Here is a 21026-nt window from a genome sequence, read left to right as displayed (position 1 = left end):
CGCGATGGCCGAGGCCTACATCGTCGATGCGGTCCGCACCCCCGTGGGCAGGCGCCGCGGCGGCCTGTCCGGGGTGCACCCGGCCGACCTGGGCGCCCACGTGCTGCGCACGCTGATGGACCGGTCGGGTGCCGACCCCGCCGCGGTCGAGGACGTCGTCTTCGGCTGCGTCGACGCGATCGGCCCGCAGGCCGGGGACGTCGCACGCACGTGCTGGCTGGCCGCCGGGCTGCCCGAAGAGGTGCCCGGCGTCACCGTCGACCGGCAGTGCGGCTCGTCCCAGCAGGCGGTGCACTTCGCCGCCCAGGCCGTGCTGTCGGGCACCGCCGACCTGGTGGTCGCGGGCGGCGTGCAGAACATGTCGCAGGTGCCGATCGGATCGGCGAGCGGCACCGCGCTCGGTTTCCCCGAGGGTCCGTTCCACGGTTCGAAGGGCTGGGTCGCCCGCTACGGCCGCGAGGAGGTCTCCCAGTTCAACGGCGCCGAGATGATCGCCCGCGACTGGGACATCACGCGTGAGGACATGGAGCGGTTCGCCTACGAGTCCCATCAGCGGGCGCTGCGGGCCATCGACGACGGCCTGTTCGGCAAGGAGATCGCCCCGTACGAGGGGGTCACGACCGACGAGGGTCCGCGCCGCGACACCTCGCCGGAGAAGATGGCCGGGCTGAAGACCCTGGTCGACGGCGGACGGCTGACCGCCGCCGTGTCCTCCCAGATCTCCGACGGTGCCGCCGCCCTGCTCATCGCCTCGGCGCAGGCCGTACGCGACCACGGGCTGACCCCGCGCGCCCGCGTCCACCACATCTCCGCCCGTGGCGAGGACCCGATCCGGATGCTGTCGGCGCCCATCCCCGCCACCGCGTACGCGCTGAAGAAGGCCGGGATGACCATCGGCGAGATCGACGCGGTGGAGATCAACGAGGCGTTCGCCAGTGTGGTGCTGGCGTGGCTCAAGGAGACCGGCGCCGACCCCGGGCGCACGAACCCCCACGGCGGCGCCATCGCGCTGGGCCACCCGCTCGGCGCCACCGGCGCGCGGCTGATGACGACGCTGCTGCACCACCTGGAGCGCACCGGCGGGCGGTACGGCCTGCAGACCATGTGCGAGGGCGGCGGTCAGGCCAACGTCACCATCATCGAGCGCCTGTGACGTCCTGCCCGAGGAGGCCGTGTGAGGCATCGATCGCCGCCACGGCCTGGTGCATGATCCGCTCGATCAGCTCGGCGCACGAGGGCAGGTCGCCGATCACCCCGACGACCTGACCGGACGCCATCACCCCGAGGTCGGGACGGCCGTCCACCATGGCGGCCTTCAGCAGCATCGGGGTGTTGGCCGCCATCAGCACCTGTGACCACGACAGGTCCTTGCCGCGCCGCATGGTCAGGCCGTCGCGTACGAGGGCCCGCACGCTCATCCCGGACAGCTTCCGGAACCGCGCGGCGTTGCGGGCCGCCCCGGCCAGCCGCCGAATCCGGCCGTGGGTCTCCAGGGCGTCGACGAGGCCGGTCCTCAGCACCCGGTGCGGCAGGCCGTCCACCTGCCGGGTCACCACGGTCTCCGCCATGTCCAGGTAGACCCGCTTGACCGCGTCCGGCACCGAACTGTCGGCGGTGAGCAGGAACCGCGTGCCCATCGCCACCCCGGCCGCGCCGTACGCCAGCGCGGCGGCCAGCCCCCTCCCGTCGAAGAAGCCGCCGGCCGCGATCACCGGGATGTCCACCGCGTCCACCACCTGGGGGAGCAGGAGCGTGGTGGCGACCGGGCCGGTGTGCCCGCCGCCCTCCCCGCCCTGGACCAGCACCGCGTCCGCGCCCCATCCGGCCACCTTCTCGGCGTGCCGCCGCGCGCCGACGGACGGGATCACCACGACCCCGGCGTCCTTCAGCCGCCCGATCAGCTCCTGGCTGGGCGCCAGCGCGAACGAGGCGACCTTGACGCCCTCCCTGATCAGCAGGTCGACGCGGTCGGCGGCGTCGCCGGCGTCGGCCCGCAGGTTGACCCCGAACGGCGCGCCGGTACGGTCTTTGACCTCGCCGATCGCGGACGCGAGTTCGTCGACGGTCATCGTCGCGGACCCCAGCACGCCGAGCCCGCCGGCCTCGGCCACCGCCGACACCAGCCGTGGCCCGGCCACCCAGCCCATGCCCGTCTGCACGACCGGATGCCGGACGCCGGTGAGCTCGGTCAGCGCGGTGTGAATGCCGTGCTGCCTGGTTCCCTCGCTTCGCTCGGTCACGTGGGCACCTCCCGGTCGCGCAGGGCCTTCGGGTCCAGGAACCCGCGCAGCAGGCGCAGCTCCTCATCCGTGGGCGTACGGGTCGTCGGCACGTCTCCGGGGACCGGCAGGTCGAAACCGGTCGCCGCCAGCACCTGGTCCGCCGTGACGCCGGGGTGCACCGAGACCAGCCGCAGGGTTCCGCCGGGCCCGGCGAAGTCGAACACGCCCAGGTCGGTGACCACCCGGCGCAGGTCGAACGCGCCGCGGTCGGTGCCGACGCCGCTCACGAAGTCGACCCGCTCCACGAACACCCGCGTCGAGTGGCGGGGGATCCAGTAGCTGGTCGGGTTGCACCGCGTGTTGCCCGGCGCGCCCCGGGCGCCGAGCAGCTGCGACTTCGGCCGCTCCCAGTCGCCGATCGCGGAGATGTTGGTGTTGCCGTGGGGATCGATCTGGCTGGCGCCCATCATCACGTGCCGCCGCCCGGCCGCGACCAGCCACAGATGGTCGCGGAACGGCAGGCCGCCCTCGATCGCGCCCGCCTCCGCCCCGAGCGGGATCGCCTCGGCGGTCAGCAGCGCGCCGCCGTCCGTGGTGAGCAGGCCGGGCTCGAACGTCAGCCGGGCGAGGCGCGCCCCGAGGACGGAGCAGGTGCCCATGGCGGCGGCCAGGATCTCCCCGTCGCCCCGCCACGCTTCGGCGCACGCGGTCACGCAGATCTCCGCGCGGGTGGCCTCGGTCATCGGACCGCCTCCTGGTATGCCTTCTCGTCTCCGTCGAGGTAACGGCGCCGGAACGCCTCCCACGCGGCGGGATCGGCGGCGGCCTTGGCGTACTCCCGCTGGAACGCCTCGTCACGGCCGTGGTCGGGCTCGCAGGTGGTGAAGTGGGCGCCGTTCGGCGTCTCGGTCACGCCGGTCACGTGCACGCGGCTGATGAGCAGCGACTGGACGTGGCCGTCCGCGAGCAGGTCGGCGGTGTCCACCAGCCGCTCGCAGGAGACGTAGGAGGCCGCCGTCGCCGCCTTCACGAACAGGTCGTCCAGGTACGGGTCGGGTCCGAGGTAGCGCGCGTTGCCGCGCCGGTCGGCGCGGTTCATGTGGACGAGCGCGACGTCCATGTTCAGCGCCGGCATGGCCACCAGCTCCTCGCCGTCGTCGTAGGGGGAGCGGACGGTCCGCAGGTCCGGGTTGACCCGCATCACGTCGGAGCCGAGGCCCGCGCGGGTGGGCAGGAACGGCAGCCGGTGCGCCGCCGCGTACAGGCCGAACATGAACATGCCCTCGTCGTACTCGGTGAACGTGATCGACCCGTTCTGCCGGGCGGCACGGAAGTGCGGCTCCAGCGCGATCGAGTCCATCGTGACGAACGGGGCGGTGACGCTGCGGACCTTGCCGTACGCGCACAGCAGGCCGACGTCGGGTCCTCCGTAGGAGACGACGCGCAGGTCGGTCAGTGACGACCGGCAGATCGCGCGTACGAACGCCATCGGCTTGCGCCGTGAACCCCAGCCGCCGATGCCGATCGTCATCCCGCTCTCCAGCGAGCCGACCACCTCGTCGATCGACATGACCTTGTCCGTGGTGCTCATGCCGGGGTCTCCCGCCTGCCGACGAAGGCGTCGCGGTGACGGTCGCCGGCGCCCGCGAGGTTGAGCTCGAAGGTGAAGCCCTGTTCGAACCGGTAGCTGCGTCTGACGTCCACCGGGTCGATGCCGTTGAGCGACTCCTTGGCCGCCCGGATGACGAGCGGGTCCTTGGCCGCGATACGGGCGGCCACCTCCAGCGCCGTGTCCCGCAGCTCCTCGCGCGGCACGACCTCCAGCACCGAGCCGTAGTGGTGGAGCTGCCGCGCCGTCGCGGTCCGGCAGGTGTAGACCATGGCGCGCATCAGGTGCTGGGGGACGAGCCGGGCCAGGTGGGTGGCGGCGCCGAGGGCGCCCTGGTCCACCTCCGGCAGCCCGAACGTGGCGTCCTCGCTGGCGACGATGATGTCGGCGTTGCCCACCAGGCCGATCCCGCCGCCCAGGCAGAACCCGTGCACCGCGGCGATGACCGGGACCTCGCAGTCGTACACGGCGGCGAACGCGGCGGCGCACCCCCGGTTGGCGCCCAGCAGCGCGTCGAAGCCCTCGGTGGCCTGCATCTCCTTGATGTCGACGCCGGCGTTGAAGCCGCGGCCTTCGGCTCGCAGCACGAGGGCGTGCACCCGCCGGTCGCGGCCCGCGGCGGTGACCGCGTCGGCCAGGTCGTACCAGCCTCGCACGGTGAGCGCGTTCACCGGCGGGACGTCCACGACGATCTCGGCGACTCCGTCGGGATGGGCTGTGGTGGAGACTCCCATAAGTGTTACCTTTCCACCAAACATTTGTTAGAAGGAATCTAGCAGAGGAGGCCACGCGATGATCTGCGCGGGACGAGTCGTCATCGTGACCGGTGCCGGACGCGGACTCGGGCGGGCGCACGCCCTGGAGTTCGCCCGGCAGGGTGCCGCGGTCGTCGTCAACGACCTCGGGGTGGCACGCGACGGTGCCGGACCCGGCGACGAGGGACCGGCGGCCGAGGTGGTGCGCGAGATCGGTTCGCTGGGCGGCCAGGCCGTGGCGAGCGAGGTCGACATCGCCACCTCCGACGGCGCCGCCGCGCTGGTCGCCACCGCCATCGAGGCCTTCGGGCGGCTCGACGTGCTGGTCAACAACGCCGGGTTCCTGCGCGACCGGATGCTCGTCAACCTCGGCGAGGACGAGTGGGACGCGGTCATGCGGGTGCACCTGAAGGGCCACTTCCTGCCGATGAAGAACGCCGCGGCGCACTGGCGCGCCGAGACGAAGGCCGGACGGCCGGTGGACGCACGGATCATCAACACCTCCTCCGGCGCGGGCCTGTACGGCAACGTCGGGCAGGCCAACTACTCCGCCGCCAAGGCGGGCATCGTCGGCCTCACCCTGGTCGCCGCAGCCGAGCTGGCCCGCTACGGCGTGACCGTCAACGTGATCGCGCCGGCGGCACGCACCCGGATGACCGAGGAGCTCTTCACCGACATGATGGCCGCGCCCGAGGCGGGCGGGTTCGACGCCATGGCGCCCGAGAACGTCTCGCCGCTGGTGGCCTGGCTGGGGTCGGCCGAGTCCCGCGGCGTCACGGGCCGGGTGTTCGAGGTCAAGGGCGGCGAGATCGGCGTGGTCGACGGCTTCCGGCACGGCCCGGCCGCCGACAAGGGCGCGCGCTGGGACCCCGCCGAGCTGGGTCCGGTGGTGGCCGGCCTGCTGGCCAAGGCGGCACCGCCCGAGCCGGTCTTCGGAGCCTGACCGCGGGGCGTGTCCGCCGGACATGCCTCACGGGGCGGCTCCCGGCCAGTGGGACCGGGCCGGTCGCCTCTGGGAACGCGCCGGTAGCGTCTTCGGCATGCTGACCGAGGAACAGCGCGCGGAGGTCGCCGACCGCCTGTGGGCGGCGGAGCGGGAGCGGGCACCGATCCCGCCGCTCACCGAGACCGATCCGGGCATCGACGTGGTCGACGCGTACGAGATCCAGCTCGTCAACATCCGGCGCAGGCTGGCGGCGGGCGGCGTCGTACGCGGCCACAAGGTCGGGCTGTCGTCCAAGGCGATGCAGCAGATGATGGGCGTGCACGAACCCGACTACGGTCACCTGCTCGCCGACATGGCCCTGCGACCGGACGAGCCGGTGGCCGCCGGCCGCTACTGCTACCCGCGGGTCGAGGTCGAGGTCGGGTTCGTCCTTGGTGCCGACCTGCCCGGCGAGGGCTGCACCGAGGCCGATGTCCTCGCGGCCACCGAACGGGTCGTGCCGGCGATCGAGCTCATCGACAGCCGGATCGCCGACTGGCGCATCAGGCTGGCCGACACCATCGCCGACAACGCGTCCTCGGCCGGCTACGTGATCGGGGACGGCGTCCCGCCCGATGGCCTGGACCTGACCGCGATCGACGCGACGCTGTACCGCGACGGGGAGTTCGTCGTCGCCGGCCGCTCCGACGCGGTACTCGGCGACCCGGTCGTGGCCGTCGCCTGGCTGGCCCGCAAGGTCGCCTCCTTCGGCGTACGCCTGCACGCCGGGCACGTGGTGCTGCCCGGCTCGTGCACCCGGGCCATCGACGTCGCGGGCGGCCAGACCTTCACCGCCACGTTCAGTGAACTCGGCTCGGTCTCGCTCAGCTTCAAGTGAGGTGGGCGTGGGAGGCCGTTGGCCGACTTTGCGGCGATGCCCATAACCGCAATTCAGTCGGCCCGGAGGACGGGAACGGCAGCTCTTTCTGAAGCGGCGAACTGAGGTCACTCCTTTTATCGGTCATACCTAAAATCGGCAAAGACCGCTTCTCGCGGGTGCCTCTCATCGGCGGGAGTGGCCGACTGCGGTCAGTCGGGAACTCACAGTAAAGGGCCTATTTACATCTATTCCCCGACCGGTCACTCTATGGCCGTGGCCACATCTGCCTTGTTGGTCAGCGGCCGGCGCTGAAAGGCCACGGGGGTCATTAACCAATACCATTTGGTATCCGCGCGCGCCCAAAACGGGGGAGGGGGCGTCCTGGGTGGCGCAATCATGGAAATTCCGTACGGCCGGCGACCCTGAATTCGTCATGGCATAACGCCCCGCCAGAAGGAATGACACTGTGAGAATGACGCGAAGATTACGGGCCGCCGTGTGTGCGGTGGTGGCCGGCGCAATGCTGGTGGCCGGGGTAGGGACGGCGTCCGCCGCGCCCGGGGTCACCCCGGCGGATGTGACGCTGAACCTGGCCCGGGGCGGATCGGCGACGATCGCCAAGACCGTGTCCACTCCGGCGATCCCGCCCAAGCCGGATATCACGTTCTTGATCGACACGACGGCGAGCATGGGCGGGGTCATCTCGAACGTGCAGACCAATGCGAACACCATTTTGTCCAACATAGCTTCGGCGCAGCCGGACGCGCAGTTCGCGGTTGCCGAGTACAGAGATGTGTCGGTGGACGCGACGTCGTTCCGGGTGGCGCAGAACCTCACCGCCAATCAAGCCGCCGTCACCAACGGTCTCAACTCGCTGGCCGCGTCGGGCGGCGGCGACATCCCCGAGGACGGCATCAACGGTCTGTTCCAGGTCGCGTCCGGGGCGGTCGACTTCCGGCCGAACAGTTCTCGGATCGTGTTGCTGATCGGGGACGCCCCCAGCCATGACCCCAGCAACGGCCATACGCTGGCCAATGCGATCAGCGCCCTGCAGGCAGCCGACATCACCGTGCTCGCGCTCGACCTGTCCGGGCTGAACTCGACCGGGCAAGCGAGCGCGATCACGAACGCCACGGGTGGACAGCTGTTCTCCGGTATCAACCCCTCGCAGGTCAGCAACACCATCCTGGCGGCCCTGCACAACCTGCCGGTCACGGTCACCCACCAGCTACGCGACTGCGACCCGAACCTGTCGGTGTCCCTGACACCGGGCAGCAGGACGGTGACCAGCGGAGATGACGCCACCTTCACCGAGGTCGTCTCCGTCGGCGCCGACGCCGTACCGGGAGGCACCCTGACCTGCAAGGTGGACTTCCTGCTCAACGGTGTCCTGTCACCGGGCTTCACTGAAACGATCACCGAACACGTCCCCAAGGTGACCCCGTCGATCGCCACGACGCCATCGGACTCGGCGCCCGCGGGCGGGAACGTCTCTGACACCGCGACCCTGACCGGCGGGTTCCATCCGACGGGCACCGTCACGTTCCAGCTGTTCGGGCCCGGTGACACCGGCTGTGCGACGCCCATCGCGACGCGTACCGGGACGGTGTCGGGCAGCGGCACCGCCACATCCGGGAACGTCGCCGCGGGCGGGGTGGGCACCTACCGCTGGGTGGCCTCCTACGGCGGCGACGACAGCAACAACCCGGTCACCTCCACGTGCGGCGATGAACAGGTCGTGGTCGTCAAGGCCACCCCGGGCATCACCACCACCCCATCGGGGTCGGTGCCCGCCGGCGGCGTCGTGTCCGACACCGCCACCATCTCCGGCGGATTCCATCCCACCGGTAGCGTCACGTTCCAGCTGTTCGGGCCCGGCGACACCACCTGCGGGACGCCGATCGCCACCCGCACCGACGCGCTGTCCGGCGGCGGCACCGCCGCATCCGGCAACGTGACCATCGGCGCGGCCGGCACCTACCGGTGGACCGCCACCTACGGTGGCGACGCCGACAACAACTCCGTCACCTCACCGTGCAGCGCCGAACAGGTCACCGTCACACCGCAGCGGCTGACCGGACGTGCCTACGGCCTGACCGCCAAGGCCACCCTGGCCGGCATCCCACTCGTCAACATCGCGCCCACCCCCGACACCGGCCACATCTCCACCACCTCGACCGCCACCACCTCGGTGCCGTGCACCGCCACCCTCAGCGGACTGATCAGCGCGCATGCCCTGTGCGCGAAGGTCGCCACCACCGAGTTCCCCGGCAAATCGGTGGCCACCGCCTCCATCGACGACACCACTGTCGGGATCACCGGCATTCCGGTGGTCACCGTCGAGACCATCAACTCCAGCTCCACCACCACCTGCACGGGATCCACCGGAGCCACCACGATCGCCTTCCTCAAGGTCGGCAGCACGGTGGTCATCGCAGAACCCACCCATATCGCACCCAACACCACGGTCAACGTCGGCGTCGTCAAGCTCGTCCTCAACGAGCAGACCCCGATCACCAGCCCCGACAAGGGCCTGACCGTCAACGCCGTCCACCTCACCGTCAATGCCCTCGGCCTGGCCAGGACCGACGTCGTCCTGGCCTCCTCCGAAAGCGATATCGGCAACTGCCCATAACCAACCCCATCTGACCGATCGAACCCGAGGCCGGGCGGACCACCATGGCTCCGCCCGGCCTCGGCCGGGTTTCACACGCCGTAGCCGCCGTCGACGTCGAGTTTCTGGCCGGTGATGTAGCCGGCACGGTCGGAGGCCAGGAAGCAGACGGCCTCGGCGACGTCGGCCGCCGTGCCGAAGCGGGGCAGCGGGATGCGCGCGCGTGCGGCGTCGAGGGCGCGGGCGTCGAGGGCGCCCGACGCGATGAGGCGCTCGGCCATCCCGTCGGTCAGCATGCCGGGGCCGACACAGTTCGCCCGTACGCCGAACCTGCCCTCCTCGGCGGCGATGCCGCGTACGAGTGCCTCGACGGCGCCCTTCGGTGCCGCCGACAGGCCGTCGCGTACCGGGAACCGGCTCGTCGCCGCGGTGGTCACGGCCACGACCGAGCCACCGCACGCGCGAAGGTGGGGGAGGGCCGGGTGGGCCGCGTTGAAGAACGCGGCGGCGTCGTCGACCAGCTGCGCGCGGAACTGCTCGGGTGTCACCCTGCTCAGGTGGAGCATCGGCACGTGCGGGCCGGCGGCGTACACGAGCGTGTGCAGGCCGCCGAAGTCGGTGGCGGACGCGCCGACGACCCTCGCGCACGCCTCCGGATCCCGCAGGTCCAGCCGGTAGGCGCGCGTCCTCCCCCCGGGAGACCCGAGCAGCTCGCGGATCCTCGGCGAGTCGCGACGGAAGGTCAGGGCGACATCGCTGCCCCGGCCGATCAGCATCCCGGCGACGGCCGCGCCGAGGCCCCCGCTCGCGCCGAGGACGAGCGCGGCGCCTTGACGCCCGGCGAAGTCGGGCCTGTCAGTGGTCATCCCGCCAGGTTCGGCGGTGGGCGGCGGCGCGCGGGCCAGGGTCTCGCTGATCGGGATGAGGACGGCCGGTCGCGGCCGGCACTGAATAGCGTTTCCCCACCACGTCCGCGACGAGCCGAGGTCGACGATGGCCGAACTGACGTACGAGTCCACCCTGCGGGAGCTGGCGACGGACCAGGGCGTGCTGCGCTACCACGAGGCCGGCGAGGGCGCGCCGCTGCTGATGCTGCACGGCTCGGGCCCCGGCGTGACGGGATGGCGTAACTTCCGCGGGAACCTCCCGGTGTTCGCCGAGTGGTTCCGCTGCCTGGTCCTGGAGTTCCCCGGCTTCGGCGTCAGCGAACCGACCGACCGGCATCCCATGGTGGCCGCGCCCGAGGCCGTCACGCGGTTCCTCGACGGGCTCGGGCTCGATCGGGCCGACGTCATCGGCAACTCCATGGGCGGCATCGTCGCCGCGCAGGTCGCCGCCGCCCAGCCCGACCGGGTGCGCCGGCTGGTGACCATCGGCGGCGTGGGCCGTAACCTGTTCAGCCCCGGCCCGAGCGAGGGGATCAGGCTGCTGGTGGAGTTCACCGAGGACCCCACCCGCGAGCGGCTCGTGCAGTGGCTCTACTCGATGGTCCACGACCCCGCGCTGGTCACCGAGGAGCTGATCGAGGAGCGCTGGAGCCAGGCCACCGACCCCGCCACGCTCGCCAGTGCCCGCCGGATGTACGGGCGGGCGCTGCTCAACGCCCGGCCGCCGGGGGACACCCCGCCGTACTGGGCGATGCTCCACAAGATCAAGGCCAGGACGCTCCTCACCTGGGGCCGTGACGACCGGGTCAGCCCGCTCGACATGGCGATCGTGCCGATGCGCACCATCCCCCAGGCGGAGCTGCACGTCTTTCCCGACTGCGGGCACTGGGTGATGATCGAGCAGAAGGACGCCTGGGAGAGCGCCGTGCTGGCCTTCCTCACCAGGAAGTGAGCCGGAACGACACCGGCTCACCGGGTCCACACCAGCTCCTGGGTCACCCGCCGGGACCGCCAGCCCGCGGGCGTGCGTACGAGGTCGTGGTGGTAGTAACCGCCGCACGCGAACAGGTGCTCGACGTCGCCGCGCACCGTGACCATCGGGTTCGCGAAGTACACGGTCACCGTCGCGGCGTCACCGTCGAGGACGACCGCCGACTGGCACAGGAGGTGCTGGCGCCGGGCGAAGCTCGGCAGCACCTCCGCCAGCCAGGCCTTCACCTCGGGGAACGCGCCCTGGATGCCGCCGGTCGCCGTGTAGTCGATCCGGGCGTCCGGGGTGAAGACCGTGTCGAGCAGGTCCCACTCGCCCGTGTCGACCGCCCTGGTGTAGGTCGTGAGCAGGTCGGCGATCTCGATCCGGTCCGAGAGCCGTCGCGTGTCCAGCACCGAGCCTCCTTCACCGGCCGCGCCACCCGGCGGCGGCGCGATGGGGAAAGCATGGGGCGGGGTGGCCGCGGGAGGAGACCACGGTCCTGTTGAGTGGGACCGGGCAACACGGGTGCCCAGGTGACGTCGAGCATGTCGCCATGACGCCGGACGCCCGGGAGACCGAATGACGCCGGATCAGACCTGGGACGAGGAGTGCGACGTACTCGTCGCCGGCTCCGGCGGCGGGGCGCTGACCGGCGCCTACACCGCCGCCCGTGAGGGGCTCTCGGTGATCGTCGTCGAGGCGACGGACCGGTTCGGCGGCACGACCGCCTACTCCGGCGGCGGCCTGTGGTTCCCGTGCAACGCGGCGCTCCGGCGAGCCGGTGACACCGACACCCTCGAGGACGCCAGGACGTACTACCGGGCCGTCGTGGGCGACCGTACGCCACGGGACCTGCAGGACGCGTTCATCGACAACGGCGCCCCGCTCGTCGACTACCTCGAGAGCGACGCCGACTTCGCGTTCATGGTCTATCCGTGGCCCGACTACTTCGGGTCCGCGCCGAAGGCGAGCGCCACCGGGCGGCACATCATGCCGATGCCGCTGAAGCCCGAGCAGCTCGGCTCGCTCCGCGACCTGGTACGGCCACCCCTGGGCACCGACCGCGCCGGGCGGCCGCTGCCCGACCTCGTCCACGGAGGCCAGGCGCTCATCGGCCGGTTCCTGATGGCGCTGTCGAAACGCGAGTCGGTCGAACTTCGGACCGAGACGGCCTGCGACGGACTGATCCGTGAGGGCGACACCGTCGTCGGCGCCGTGGTCGCCGGGCATGGCCGGAGGTACCGCATCCGGACCCGGCGCGGCGTGCTCGTGGCCTCCGGCGGATTCGAGCGCAACGCGGAGATGCGGGCACGGTACGGCGTCCCCGGCGAGGTCAAGGACGCGATGGGCCCGGCCGGGAACCTCGGCAGGGCGATCCAGGCCGGGATCGACGCAGGTGCGAGCACCGACCTGATGTCGGAGGCATGGTGGTCGCCGGGCATCACCCACCCGGACGGCAGGTCGACCTTCTCCCTGTGGTTCACCGGCGGGATCTTCGTCGACGACCAGGGGGAGCGGTTCGTCAACGAGTCCTGGGCCTACGACCGGATCGGCCGGGTGGTCATCGAGCGCATGGACGAGGGCCGGGTGACCCTGCCGTTCTGGATGGTCTACGACGACCGCGAGGGCGTACGCCCGCCGGTCCGCTCGACCAGCGTGCCGCTGGGGGAGACCCGTGACTACGAGGACGCGGGCCTGTGGGTCAGCGCCGGCACGCTCGGCGAGCTCGCGGACAGGATCGGGGTTCCCGCCGGGAGGCTGTCCGCGACCGTGGCGAGGTTCAACGCGTTCGCCGAGACGGGCACGGACGAGGACTTCCACCGCGGCGAAGAGCCCTACGACCGGTCGTTCTCCGACGGCTCACCGCTGGTCCCGATCGAGCGGGGCCCGTTCCACGCCGTCGCGTTCGGGCTCTCCGACCTCGGCACCAAGGGCGGCCTGCGCACCGACGCGGCCGCACGGGTGCTCGACACCTCCGGCCAGGTGATCAAGGGCCTGTACGCCGCGGGGAACTCCATGGCGGCCGTCAGCGGCACCGCGTATCCCGGCGGCGGCAACCCGATCGGGTCGTGCATGGTCTTCGGCCACCTGGCGGCGCTGGACATGGCCGCGGGCCGATGAGCAGCGGACCGAGAGTCACCCGTTCGATCCCGACGTTCAGCCGCTCAAGCCCGAGGTGATGTGACGCTATGGGAAAGCTCGACGGAAAGGTCGCCCTGATCACGGGCGGGGCCCGGGGTATGGGGGCCTCCCACGTGCGGACGTTCCTCGCCGAAGGCGCGAAGGTCGTCTTCGGCGACATCCTGGAGGACGAGGGCGGGACGCTGGCCAAGGAGCTCGGCGACGACTGCCGCTTCGTCCCGCACGACGTGACCACGGAGGCGGGCTGGGCCACGATCCTCGAGCGCACGACGTCGACGTTCGGCGGGCTCGACATCCTGGTCAACAACGCCGGCATCCTCGCGTTCCAGCCCGTCGCCGACATGACCGTGGAGGACTTCCGGAGATTCCTGGAGGTCAACCTCGTCTCCCAGTGGCTCGGGATCAAACACGCGAGCCAGGTGATGAACGAGGGCGGCTCGATCATCAACATCTCCTCGGTCAACGGACTGTTCGGCGGCGCCGGCATGACCGGGTACAGCGCCAGCAAGTTCGGGATCCGCGGGTTGACCAAGTCCGCCGCCCTTGAACTCGGGCCGCGGAGGATCCGGGTGAACTCCGTGCATCCCGGGGGTGTGGCGACACCCCTGGTGGGGGTGGCGCCCGAGGACATCACCGAATACACCCGCGGGCCGATGTCGCGCCAGCCCATCCGGCGGTTCGCCCGGCCGCAGGAGATCAGCAACATGGTGCTCTTCCTCGCCAGCGACGATTCGAGCTACTGCACCGGGTCCGAGTTCGTGATCGACGGAGGGATGACGGCCGGGACCGGCATCTGAGTCCGGGCGGCTACATCAAGGTGTCGTTGTCGAGCAGGCTGAGGATGCGTTCCATCATCCCGTCCGACCACACCGTCGAGGGCATGTCGTCGGGCGACGTCTCCGGGAACAGCCGGAGGGAGATGCGGTTGGCGACGTCGAGCACCAGCGGCGCGTAGCGTTCGAGCGGGTCGGTGTTGCTCTCCCCGCACAGCGAGATCCCGGCGACGACGCCCTCCGGCCCGCGGACCGCCGCCCCGACGCACGAGATCCCCAGCACGTACTCGTCGCGCTCGAAGGCCAGGCCGTGCCGGGCACGGATGCGCCGCAGCTCCTGGTGCATCACCACCAGGTTGGTGATCGTGTTGTGGGTACGGGCCTTCATACCTCCGTCGAAGAGGGTGTCGGCCTCCTCGGGCGGCAGCCAGGCGAGCATCGCCTTGCCCAGGCTGACGGCATGGGCGGGGGCGCGCCCGCCGACCCGTGAGGGCAGTGCCGGCGCGGCCGGACCACCGATCTTGTCGAGGTAGACCACGTCGGCGAAGTCCAGGATCCCCAGATGGACGACCTTGCCGGTCCTGGCGTGGAGCTCCTCGAGCAGGGGGACCGCGGCCGCCCGGATCTCCCCGTGGTTGCTCACCGAGCCCCCGAGCTGAAGCGCGCGCTGCCCCAGCGCGTAGCCGTCCTGGGTGTGCCGCAGCCAGCCCAGGCGTACGAGCTGTTCGAGGATCCGGTGCGAGGTCGACCGGGGCAGCCCGGTGTAGGCGGCGATCTCGTCCAGGCGCAGCCGCGCGGCGCGGTCGCCGAACGCCTCCATGATCAGCGTCATCCGCTCGATCATCGACGGCGGGGCACCGGCCCCTCCCGAACTCTCCTGCGTCATCCGGGTGCACCTCCACTCAACGTGAGCCCTCAGACCAGGATCAGGCTGTCGTCGACGCCGAGACCATAGGCCCAGCGGCCGTACAGGGACATTCCCTCTTCGACGTCGTTGACCACATGTGCCGCCCCGGTGTGCACGTCGCGCCAGGCGCGCTCGATCGGGTTGTCGTTCTGTACCCCGTGACCACCGGCGGCCTTGAGCAGCAGGTCGACCGCCTCGACCGCCCGCTCCGTGCCGCGGACCTGGTCCCGCCGTGTGCGCAGCCGAAGCTCGACCGGGATCCGTTCGTTGCGGAGCGCGTGTTGCATGAGCTCACGCAGGTTACGGTCCAGCTGGAGGATGGACGCGTCGATCTCCCCCGCTCCGCGCGCCACCGCGACGGGCGCGAAGCCGTCTCCGGACCAGGTACGGCCGCCGTGGCTGAGCTTGCTCCGCCGTCGCATCCGCTTCAGGTGGTAGTCGTAGGCGCCCTCGGCCGCGCCCAGCAGCGGGGCGGTGAGCGCCGTGCTGTGGATGGAGGCGAACGGCACCCGGTAGAGCGCCGTGGCGTCGGGGCCACGCTGGACCTTGGAGAGGCGCCGGCGGCCCGCGGCCCCGAAGATCCGGTGAGACGGCACGAACACGTCCCTGACGAGGACGTCCTTGCCGCCGGCGCCACGAAGCCCGACGACGTTCCAGCCGTCCTTGAGCGTGTAGTCCGACCGTGGCACCACGGCCGCCGTGTAGTCGACGGGATCGCCGCTCGGGCCGATCATCAGGGTCCCGAGCACGATCCACTCGCAGTGCGCGGCGCCCGGCGCGGAGCGCCACGCACCGCTCAACCGGTAGCCGCCGTCGGCCGGGACCAGCCGGCCCGTCGGCGCGTACGAGGAGGTCACCAGGGCGTTCTGGTCGGTGCCCCAGACGTCGTCGCAGGCCTGGGGTTCGAGCAGCGCCACGTGCCACGGCGTGATGCCGAGCAGGGAGGCGACCCAGCCGGTCGACGGGCACGCGGAGGCGAGCAGGCGTACGGCCGTGAAGAAGTCGAGCGGGTCGCTCTCGCTCCCGCCGTTGCGCGCCGGCCGGAACATGGCGAAGAAGCCGGCCTCGACGAGCGCGGCCACCGTCTCCTCCGGGATCGCGCGCTCCGCCTCCGTACGGGTCGCACGCTCACGGATGACGGGCAGCAGCTCACGAACGGACTCGAGAACGTCGCCGGCCACTCTGCAGTCCTCTGGTTGGTCGGGGGCACCTCCGCCCCTCGGGCGGGGAGCCTCAGCGTAGTCCCGCCTGGTGGACACGTCGACGCGGCCGATCGCCACCGGCACGCCCCGCACGTCGCCCAGGGTCTCGCTCATCGGGATGCCCGCCTCCGCCCCGCACCTGCGGTGGTTACGTGGCAGCACCATGAGCGAGCGGAGCGAGCGAATCGGAAGGCACAGCGTCCTGGTCACACCTCCGACGCAGGAGGGCCCTTGACTGAACAGTGGGATCACGAGGTCGACTTCCTTGTCGTGGGCAGCGGCGGTGGTGGCATGGTCGCCGCCCTGACGGCCGCGGACCTGGGACTCGGCACCCTGGTCATCGAGAAGGGCCGGAAGTTCGGCGGCACGACCGGGATCTCGGGCGGCGGCGTCTGGGTGCCCGGCAACCCGACCCTGCGGCGCCGGGGACTGGACGACGACCCGGACACGATCCGCACCTATCTGCGGCTGCTCACCGAAGGCAGGGTTCCGGCCGCGCGGATCGACGCGTTCGTCGACAACGGCCCCGCGGTCATGGAGTTCCTCGAGAAGAGCCCGTGGATGAGGTTCTTCTGGGTGAGGGGCTACGCCGACTACCACCCCGAGGTCGAGGGGGGAAGCGCCCAGGGGCGTTCGATCGAGGCCAGGCCCTTCGACACCCGCAAGCTGGGGGAGGACGAGAGGTTCCTCCGGCCGAACGGCATGGCCGGCCCGCTGGGCCTGTGGGTGACGGCCAAGGACTACCACGACCTGGCGATGGCGAAGCGCACCTGGCGCGGCCGATGGGCCACGGTCGTCGCGGCGTGGCGGGTCTCCTCGAACCTCGTACGGCGCCGGCACATGGCGACGACCGGGCGCGCGCTCGTCGCGCGGCTGCGGCTGGCCCTGAAGGACGCGGGTGTCCCGCTGTGGCTGGAGACGCCCATGACCGAGCTCGTCGTCGACGAGAAGGGCGTGGTCGGCGGCGTCGTGGCCGAACGGGACGGCCACCCGGTGCGGATCGGCGCACGCCGCGGCGTGCTGCTCGCGACCGGCGGGTTCGACCACAACGCCGAGATGCGCGGGCGGTACCTGCCCGAGGGCGGCCAGGCCGACAACAGCGGCGGCGCGCCGGAGAACACCGGCCAGGGGATCACGGCCGGCCGTGCGGCGGGTGCGGCGACCGACCTCATGGACGACGCGTGGTGGATGCCGTCGGTACGGCATCCCGTGGGAGCCATGATCCCGCTGGTGTCGGAGCGTTCGATCCCGCGGTCGGTGATCGTCTCGGGCCGGACCGGGGAGCGGTTCACGAACGAGGCGGCGCCCTATGTCAACTTCGTGCACGACCAGCTCGCGGGCGGGCACGTCCCGGTCTGGTTCGTGATGGACGCCAAGGCACGTGCGCGCTACCCCTTCGCCCAGGTGCTGCCGGGAGCCGAGTTCTCCAAGTCCTTCTACGACGCGGGCACGATACACAAGGCCGGTACGCTCGCCGAGCTCGCCGACGGCATCGGGGTGCCCGCCGGCGCGCTGACGGCGACCGTCGAGCGTTTCAACGGGTTCGCCCGCGCGGGGAAGGACACCGACTTCGGCCGCGGCGAGAGCGCCTACGACCGCTACTACGGTGACCCGACCCTGCCGAACCCCACGCTGGACGTGATCGAGGAGGGCCCGTTCTACGCGATCCGGGTGGAGGCCGGAGACCTGGGCACCAAGGGCGGCCTGGTGTGCGACGAGAACTCTCGCGTGCTGCGCGCGGACGGCTCGGTCATCGAGGGTCTGTACGCGACCGGCAACACCTCCGCCTCGGTCATGGGCAACGAGTACCCGGGGCCCGGCGGCACGATCGGCCCCTCCATCGTGTTCGGCTACATCGCGGCCCGGCACGTCGCCCAGCGGGCAGGGGCGCCGGCCGGGAGCGTCGGCGCCGCCGGGCCGACCGCCTAGGTACGCCGGGAGGCCACGATTCGACAGCGCTCTTACCGCCTCCAGGTCGTCGAGGTCGTACGCGAGACCCCGGACGCCTGCTCGATCGTGCTCGAGCCGGCCGCGGCCGACGCCGGGCACTTCACGTACCGGCCCGGCCAGTTCCTCACCTTCAACATCCCCACCGAACGTGAGAGCGGCGCGGCCCGCTGCTACTCGCTGTCGAGCTCCCCGCTCATCGGCGAGCGGCTCAAGGTCACGGTGAAGCGGACCGCGGACGGCTACGGCTCGAACTGGATCTGCGACCACCTGAGCGAGGGCGATGAGATCGAGGCGCTCCGGCCCTCGGGCACGTTCACGCCGCGCACGCTGGACGCCGACTTCCTGCTCTTCGCCGGCGGCAGCGGGATCACGCCGCTGATGTCGATCCTCAAGTCCGCCCTGCACGCCGGCAGGGGGCACGTCACGCTGGTGTACGCCAACCGCGACGAGCAGTCGGTGATCTTCCGCGACGAGCTCCTCGCCCTGGAGAAGCAGTACCCGCGCCGGCTGCACGTCGTCCACCTGCTGGAGTCCGTGCAGGGAATCCCGCGCGCGGAGACGCTGACGGAGCTGGCCCGTCCGTACACCGGGCGGGACGTCTTCGTCTGCGGGCCGACACCGTTCATGGACGCCGTCACCGGCGGCGTCGCGGCGCTCGGCGTACCGGACGGCCGCGTGCGCTGCGAGAGGTTCCTGTCATTGGCCGACGACCCGTTCGCGGACTCGGCCGTCGTGCTGGAGGCCGGCGGCGAGGCGGGGACCGTCGAGGTCGAGCTGGACGGCGAGACGACCACCCTGGCCTGGCCGGAGGGGAACAAGCTGCTCGACGTCCTGCTCGACGCCGGTCTGGACGCGCCGTTCTCCTGCCGCGAGGGCAAGTGCAGCGCGTGCGCGTGCGTCCTGCTCGAGGGCGAGGTCGAGATGGCGCACAACGAGGTGCTGGACAAAGACGACATCGCTGACGGCATCGTCCTGGCCTGCCAGTCGATGCCACGCAGCGAGCGGGTCCGGGTGACCTATGACCAGTAGAGGCCCAGTAGAGACGGACAGGCGAACATGAGCAACCACGTACTCGACACCGTGATGGAGTCGGCGGAGCGGATCGCAGCGCTGGGACCGGTCAACGAAGAGCTCGGCCGGCTCGACGACCAGGCCGCCAAGGTCATGCGTGAGGCCGGGGTCATCCGGATGCTGCAGCCGAAGACGCACGGCGGCCTGGAGGTGCATCCACGGGAGTTCGCCGAGACCGTCATGAAGATCGCCGGCCTGGACGGCTCCACCGGCTGGGTGGCCGGCGTCGTCGGGGTGCATCCGTGGGAGCTGGCGATGGCCGACCCGCGCGTGCGGGACGAGGTCTGGGGCGAGGACCCGGACACCTGGATGGCCTCGCCGTACGCGCCCATGGGGATACTGCGTCCCGTCGACGGCGGGTACGTCTTCACCGGGCACTGGCAGTTCTCCTCCGGGACGGACCACTGCGACTGGATCTTCCTCGGCGGGATGCTCGGCGACGCGGACGGCAAGATGGCCAGGCCGCCCGTGCAGTTCCACGTGATCCTGCCCCGTGCGGACTACGAGATCGTCGACGACTCGTGGGACGTCGTCGGGCTGAAGGGGACGGGCAGCAAGGACGTCATCGTCAAGGACGCCTTCGTGCCGGACTACCGGGTGCTGCCGTTCGCCAAGGTCTCTGACGGATCCGCGGCGCGGGACGCGGGCCTGACCAACACGCTGTACCACGTGCCGTTCTCCCAGGCGTTCCCGCTCGGCATCACCTCGGCCGTGATCGGCATCGCCGAGGGGGCGCTGGCCCACCACCTCGCCTACCAGAAGACCCGGGTGCAGATCACCGGCACGAAGATCAAGGACGACCCCTACGTGCTCTACGCCATCAGCGAGGCGGCCGCCGAGATCGCGGCCTCGCGTACCGCGCTGATCGAGAACATCTGCCGGTTCTACGACCAGGCGGAGGCCGGGACGGCCTCGACGTTCGAGGAGCGGGCGATGGGCCGCCGGGTCCAGGTCCAGGCGGCCTGGCGCGCGGTGCGGGCGGTGGACGAGATCGTCGCCCGGTCCGGCGGCAACGGGATGCGGATGAGCAACCCGATCCAGCGGTTCTGGCGCGACGCGCACATGGGCCTGGTGCACGCGATCCACGTCCCCGGCCCGGTCTTCCACACGTCGGCGCTGACCAACCTCGACGTCGAGCCGCCGCCCGGCCCGATGCGCTCGATGATCTGACCCCTACGGAAAGAGCGATGCAATGAGCGAACTTCGTGGACTCGGCTACCTCAGGGTGCAGACGGCCGACATCGGGCGGTGGCGTGAGCTGACCGTCGGCGCGCTGGGCTTCGCCGAGGGCACCGGGCCGGTGCCCGGCGGGCTGTACCTGCGGATGGACGAGCGGTCCGCGCGGGTGATCGTGCTGCCCGGCGAGACCGATCACGTGCTGGCGGTGGGCTGGGAGGTACGCGACCAGTTCGCCCTGGCCGCCGTCGGCGCCGCCGTGGAGGCCGCCGGCGGCGCGGTCAAGGCGCTGTCCGCCGCCGAGTGCGCCGAGCGCCGGATCGAGCAGGCGATCACCTTCCTCGACCCCGCCGGGGTGCCCCTCGAGGTCTTCTTCGGCCCGCTGCTCGACCACTCTCCGGTCCTCGGCTCCCTGGGCCAGCGGTTCGTCACCGGCGCGCAGGGTCTGGGGCACGTGGTGCTGCCGACCACCGCGCCCGAGGAGACCGTGAAGTTCTACACGGAGGTGCTGGGCTTCCTCCCGCGCGGCGCCATGAAGGTGGGGCCGGTCGCGGAGGACGGCTCGGCGGCGCGGATCCGGTTCATGGGCATCAACCAGCGCCACCACAGCCTGGCGATCTGCCCGGCGCCGCACGACGGCGAGCCCGGCCTGATCCACATGATGGTGGAGGTCGACTCCCTCGACGCCGTGGGCCGCGCCCTGGACCGGATCGGGAAGGCCGGCTTCTCCCTCTCCTCGACGCTCGGGCGGCACACGAACGACAAGATGGTCTCCTTCTACGTGCGCGCCCCCGGCGGATGGGACATCGAGTACGGCACCGACGGGATGCTCGTGGACGAGTCCTCCTACACGGCGGAGGAGATCAGCTCCGACTCCTACTGGGGACACGACTGGTCGGGCTCGGAGCCGCTGGCGGCCTTCGTGCCGCGCCGTAAGTGA

19 protein-coding genes are annotated in these 21026 nt (G+C 71.3%); 11 read left to right on the top strand and 8 right to left on the bottom strand.

Annotated features, from left to right (window positions below; genetic code table 11):
• The first annotated feature begins 4 nt into the window (after window positions 1-4).
• The gene (locus FB559_RS36475) at window positions 5-1153 is read left to right on the top strand and encodes an acetyl-CoA C-acetyltransferase (protein ID WP_141962198.1); all 1149 of its coding nucleotides are present in this window, start codon (window positions 5-7) and stop codon (window positions 1151-1153) included.
• Here FB559_RS36475 and FB559_RS36470 read toward each other — a convergent pair.
• The 4 genes from FB559_RS36470 to FB559_RS36455 are packed head-to-tail and all read right to left on the bottom strand — an operon-like array spanning window position 1137 to window position 4565.
• The gene (locus tag FB559_RS36470) at window positions 1137-2240 is read right to left on the bottom strand and encodes an NAD(P)H-dependent flavin oxidoreductase (protein WP_246122710.1); all 1104 of its coding nucleotides are present in this window, start codon (window positions 2238-2240) and stop codon (window positions 1137-1139) included. The genes FB559_RS36475 and FB559_RS36470 overlap by 17 nt on opposite strands.
• Complete coding sequence (locus FB559_RS36465; protein ID WP_141962197.1) at window positions 2237-2965, bottom strand: CoA-transferase subunit beta; 729 nt, start codon at window positions 2963-2965, stop codon at window positions 2237-2239. The genes FB559_RS36470 and FB559_RS36465 overlap by 4 nt, the downstream gene beginning before the upstream one ends.
• Window positions 2962-3813, bottom strand: a complete 852-nt coding sequence (locus tag FB559_RS36460) for a CoA transferase subunit A (protein ID WP_141962196.1) — start codon at window positions 3811-3813, stop codon at window positions 2962-2964. Before FB559_RS36460 ends, FB559_RS36465 begins: the two co-directional genes overlap by 4 nt.
• Entirely contained in the window at window positions 3810-4565 is a 756-nt protein-coding gene (locus tag FB559_RS36455) for an enoyl-CoA hydratase family protein (RefSeq protein WP_141962195.1), read from the bottom strand. The genes FB559_RS36460 and FB559_RS36455 overlap by 4 nt, the downstream gene beginning before the upstream one ends.
• A gap of 58 nt (window positions 4566-4623) precedes the next feature.
• On the opposite strand from FB559_RS36455, the gene FB559_RS36450 reads away from it, so the two are divergent.
• The 3 genes from FB559_RS36450 to FB559_RS46350 all read left to right on the top strand — a co-directional run bounded on the left by FB559_RS36450 (window position 4624) and on the right by FB559_RS46350 (window position 9026).
• The gene (locus tag FB559_RS36450) at window positions 4624-5529 is read left to right on the top strand and encodes an SDR family oxidoreductase (protein WP_141962194.1); all 906 of its coding nucleotides are present in this window, start codon (window positions 4624-4626) and stop codon (window positions 5527-5529) included.
• 97 nt (window positions 5530-5626) lie between these two features.
• Window positions 5627-6409 carry a 2-keto-4-pentenoate hydratase gene (locus FB559_RS36445; protein WP_141962193.1) on the top strand — a complete coding sequence of 261 codons (783 nt, stop codon included), beginning with the start codon at window positions 5627-5629 and terminating at the stop codon, window positions 6407-6409.
• Window positions 6410-6863: 454 nt separating this feature from the next.
• Window positions 6864-9026, top strand: coding sequence for a vWA domain-containing protein (locus FB559_RS46350; protein WP_141962192.1), 2163 nt, complete (start codon window positions 6864-6866; stop codon window positions 9024-9026).
• A gap of 71 nt (window positions 9027-9097) precedes the next feature.
• Here FB559_RS46350 and FB559_RS36435 read toward each other — a convergent pair whose 3' ends face one another.
• Window positions 9098-9871 carry an SDR family NAD(P)-dependent oxidoreductase gene (locus FB559_RS36435; RefSeq protein ID WP_141962191.1) on the bottom strand — a complete coding sequence of 258 codons (774 nt, stop codon included), beginning with the start codon at window positions 9869-9871 and terminating at the stop codon, window positions 9098-9100.
• 127 nt (window positions 9872-9998) lie between these two features.
• On the opposite strand from FB559_RS36435, the gene FB559_RS36430 reads away from it, so the two are divergent.
• A complete protein-coding gene (locus FB559_RS36430; protein ID WP_141962190.1) occupies window positions 9999-10844 on the top strand; it encodes an alpha/beta fold hydrolase in 846 nt (281 codons plus the stop codon).
• A gap of 17 nt (window positions 10845-10861) precedes the next feature.
• Here the strand turns inward: FB559_RS36430 and FB559_RS36425 are convergent, their stop codons facing one another.
• Entirely contained in the window at window positions 10862-11278 is a 417-nt protein-coding gene (locus tag FB559_RS36425) for a nuclear transport factor 2 family protein (RefSeq protein ID WP_221640602.1), read from the bottom strand.
• A gap of 166 nt (window positions 11279-11444) precedes the next feature.
• Here FB559_RS36425 and FB559_RS36420 point away from each other — a divergent pair, with 166 nt between their 5' ends.
• Together FB559_RS36420 and FB559_RS36415 are read left to right on the top strand one after the other, a co-directional pair.
• Entirely contained in the window at window positions 11445-12986 is a 1542-nt protein-coding gene (locus FB559_RS36420; protein ID WP_141962189.1) for an FAD-binding protein, read from the top strand.
• Window positions 12987-13054: 68 nt separating this feature from the next.
• Complete coding sequence (locus tag FB559_RS36415; protein WP_141962188.1) at window positions 13055-13804, top strand: glucose 1-dehydrogenase; 750 nt, start codon at window positions 13055-13057, stop codon at window positions 13802-13804.
• A 10-nt stretch (window positions 13805-13814) separates the two neighbouring features.
• Here FB559_RS36415 and FB559_RS36410 read toward each other — a convergent pair whose 3' ends face one another.
• Together FB559_RS36410 and hsaA are read right to left on the bottom strand one after the other, a co-directional pair.
• Window positions 13815-14666, bottom strand: a complete 852-nt coding sequence (locus FB559_RS36410) for an IclR family transcriptional regulator (RefSeq protein WP_141962187.1) — start codon at window positions 14664-14666, stop codon at window positions 13815-13817.
• Window positions 14667-14695: 29 nt separating this feature from the next.
• Window positions 14696-16003 (bottom strand): 3-hydroxy-9,10-secoandrosta-1,3,5(10)-triene-9,17-dione monooxygenase oxygenase subunit, encoded by a 1308-nt coding sequence (hsaA, locus tag FB559_RS36405; RefSeq protein ID WP_221640601.1) that lies wholly within the window; start codon window positions 16001-16003, stop codon window positions 14696-14698.
• A gap of 117 nt (window positions 16004-16120) precedes the next feature.
• Between hsaA and FB559_RS36400 the strand changes: the two genes are divergently transcribed.
• The 4 genes from FB559_RS36400 to FB559_RS36385 all read left to right on the top strand — a co-directional run bounded on the left by FB559_RS36400 (window position 16121) and on the right by FB559_RS36385 (window position 21026).
• A complete protein-coding gene (locus FB559_RS36400) occupies window positions 16121-17818 on the top strand; it encodes an FAD-binding protein (protein WP_141962186.1) in 1698 nt (565 codons plus the stop codon).
• Between the two features lie 87 nt (window positions 17819-17905).
• On the top strand, window positions 17906-18868 hold the full coding sequence (locus tag FB559_RS36395) for a ferredoxin--NADP reductase (protein ID WP_281286344.1): 963 nt from the start codon (window positions 17906-17908) through the stop codon (window positions 18866-18868).
• Between the two features lie 27 nt (window positions 18869-18895).
• On the top strand, window positions 18896-20080 hold the full coding sequence (locus FB559_RS36390) for an acyl-CoA dehydrogenase family protein (RefSeq protein ID WP_141962184.1): 1185 nt from the start codon (window positions 18896-18898) through the stop codon (window positions 20078-20080).
• A gap of 22 nt (window positions 20081-20102) precedes the next feature.
• Window positions 20103-21026, top strand: coding sequence for a VOC family protein (locus FB559_RS36385; RefSeq protein WP_141962183.1), 924 nt, complete (start codon window positions 20103-20105; stop codon window positions 21024-21026).

Origin of the sequence: Actinoallomurus bryophytorum, assembly GCF_006716425.1 — a bacterium.
In the GTDB taxonomy this organism is placed as follows: domain Bacteria; phylum Actinomycetota; class Actinomycetes; order Streptosporangiales; family Streptosporangiaceae; genus Actinoallomurus; species Actinoallomurus bryophytorum.
The sequence above is the reverse complement of the archived record's forward strand: the minus strand, read 5'-3'. Positions and strand labels throughout refer to the sequence as shown.

Coding starts and splice junctions, on each gene's coding strand:
- FB559_RS36450 (WP_141962194.1), top strand. CDS start 4,624: ATGATCTGCGCGGGACGAGTCGTCATCGTGACCGGTGCCGGACGCGGA.
- FB559_RS36415 (WP_141962188.1), top strand. CDS start 13,055: ATGGGAAAGCTCGACGGAAAGGTCGCCCTGATCACGGGCGGGGCCCGG.
- FB559_RS36445 (WP_141962193.1), top strand. CDS start 5,627: ATGCTGACCGAGGAACAGCGCGCGGAGGTCGCCGACCGCCTGTGGGCG.
- FB559_RS36435 (WP_141962191.1), bottom strand. CDS start 9,871: ATGACCACTGACAGGCCCGACTTCGCCGGGCGTCAAGGCGCCGCGCTC.
- FB559_RS36455 (WP_141962195.1), bottom strand. CDS start 4,565: ATGGGAGTCTCCACCACAGCCCATCCCGACGGAGTCGCCGAGATCGTC.
- FB559_RS36465 (WP_141962197.1), bottom strand. CDS start 2,965: ATGACCGAGGCCACCCGCGCGGAGATCTGCGTGACCGCGTGCGCCGAA.
- FB559_RS36385 (WP_141962183.1), top strand. CDS start 20,103: ATGAGCGAACTTCGTGGACTCGGCTACCTCAGGGTGCAGACGGCCGAC.
- FB559_RS36420 (WP_141962189.1), top strand. CDS start 11,445: ATGACGCCGGATCAGACCTGGGACGAGGAGTGCGACGTACTCGTCGCC.
- FB559_RS36410 (WP_141962187.1), bottom strand. CDS start 14,666: ATGACGCAGGAGAGTTCGGGAGGGGCCGGTGCCCCGCCGTCGATGATC.
- hsaA (WP_221640601.1), bottom strand. CDS start 16,003: ATGAGCGAGACCCTGGGCGACGTGCGGGGCGTGCCGGTGGCGATCGGC.
- FB559_RS36390 (WP_141962184.1), top strand. CDS start 18,896: ATGAGCAACCACGTACTCGACACCGTGATGGAGTCGGCGGAGCGGATC.
- FB559_RS36460 (WP_141962196.1), bottom strand. CDS start 3,813: ATGAGCACCACGGACAAGGTCATGTCGATCGACGAGGTGGTCGGCTCG.
- FB559_RS36430 (WP_141962190.1), top strand. CDS start 9,999: ATGGCCGAACTGACGTACGAGTCCACCCTGCGGGAGCTGGCGACGGAC.
- FB559_RS36475 (WP_141962198.1), top strand. CDS start 5: ATGGCCGAGGCCTACATCGTCGATGCGGTCCGCACCCCCGTGGGCAGG.
- FB559_RS46350 (WP_141962192.1), top strand. CDS start 6,864: ATGACGCGAAGATTACGGGCCGCCGTGTGTGCGGTGGTGGCCGGCGCA.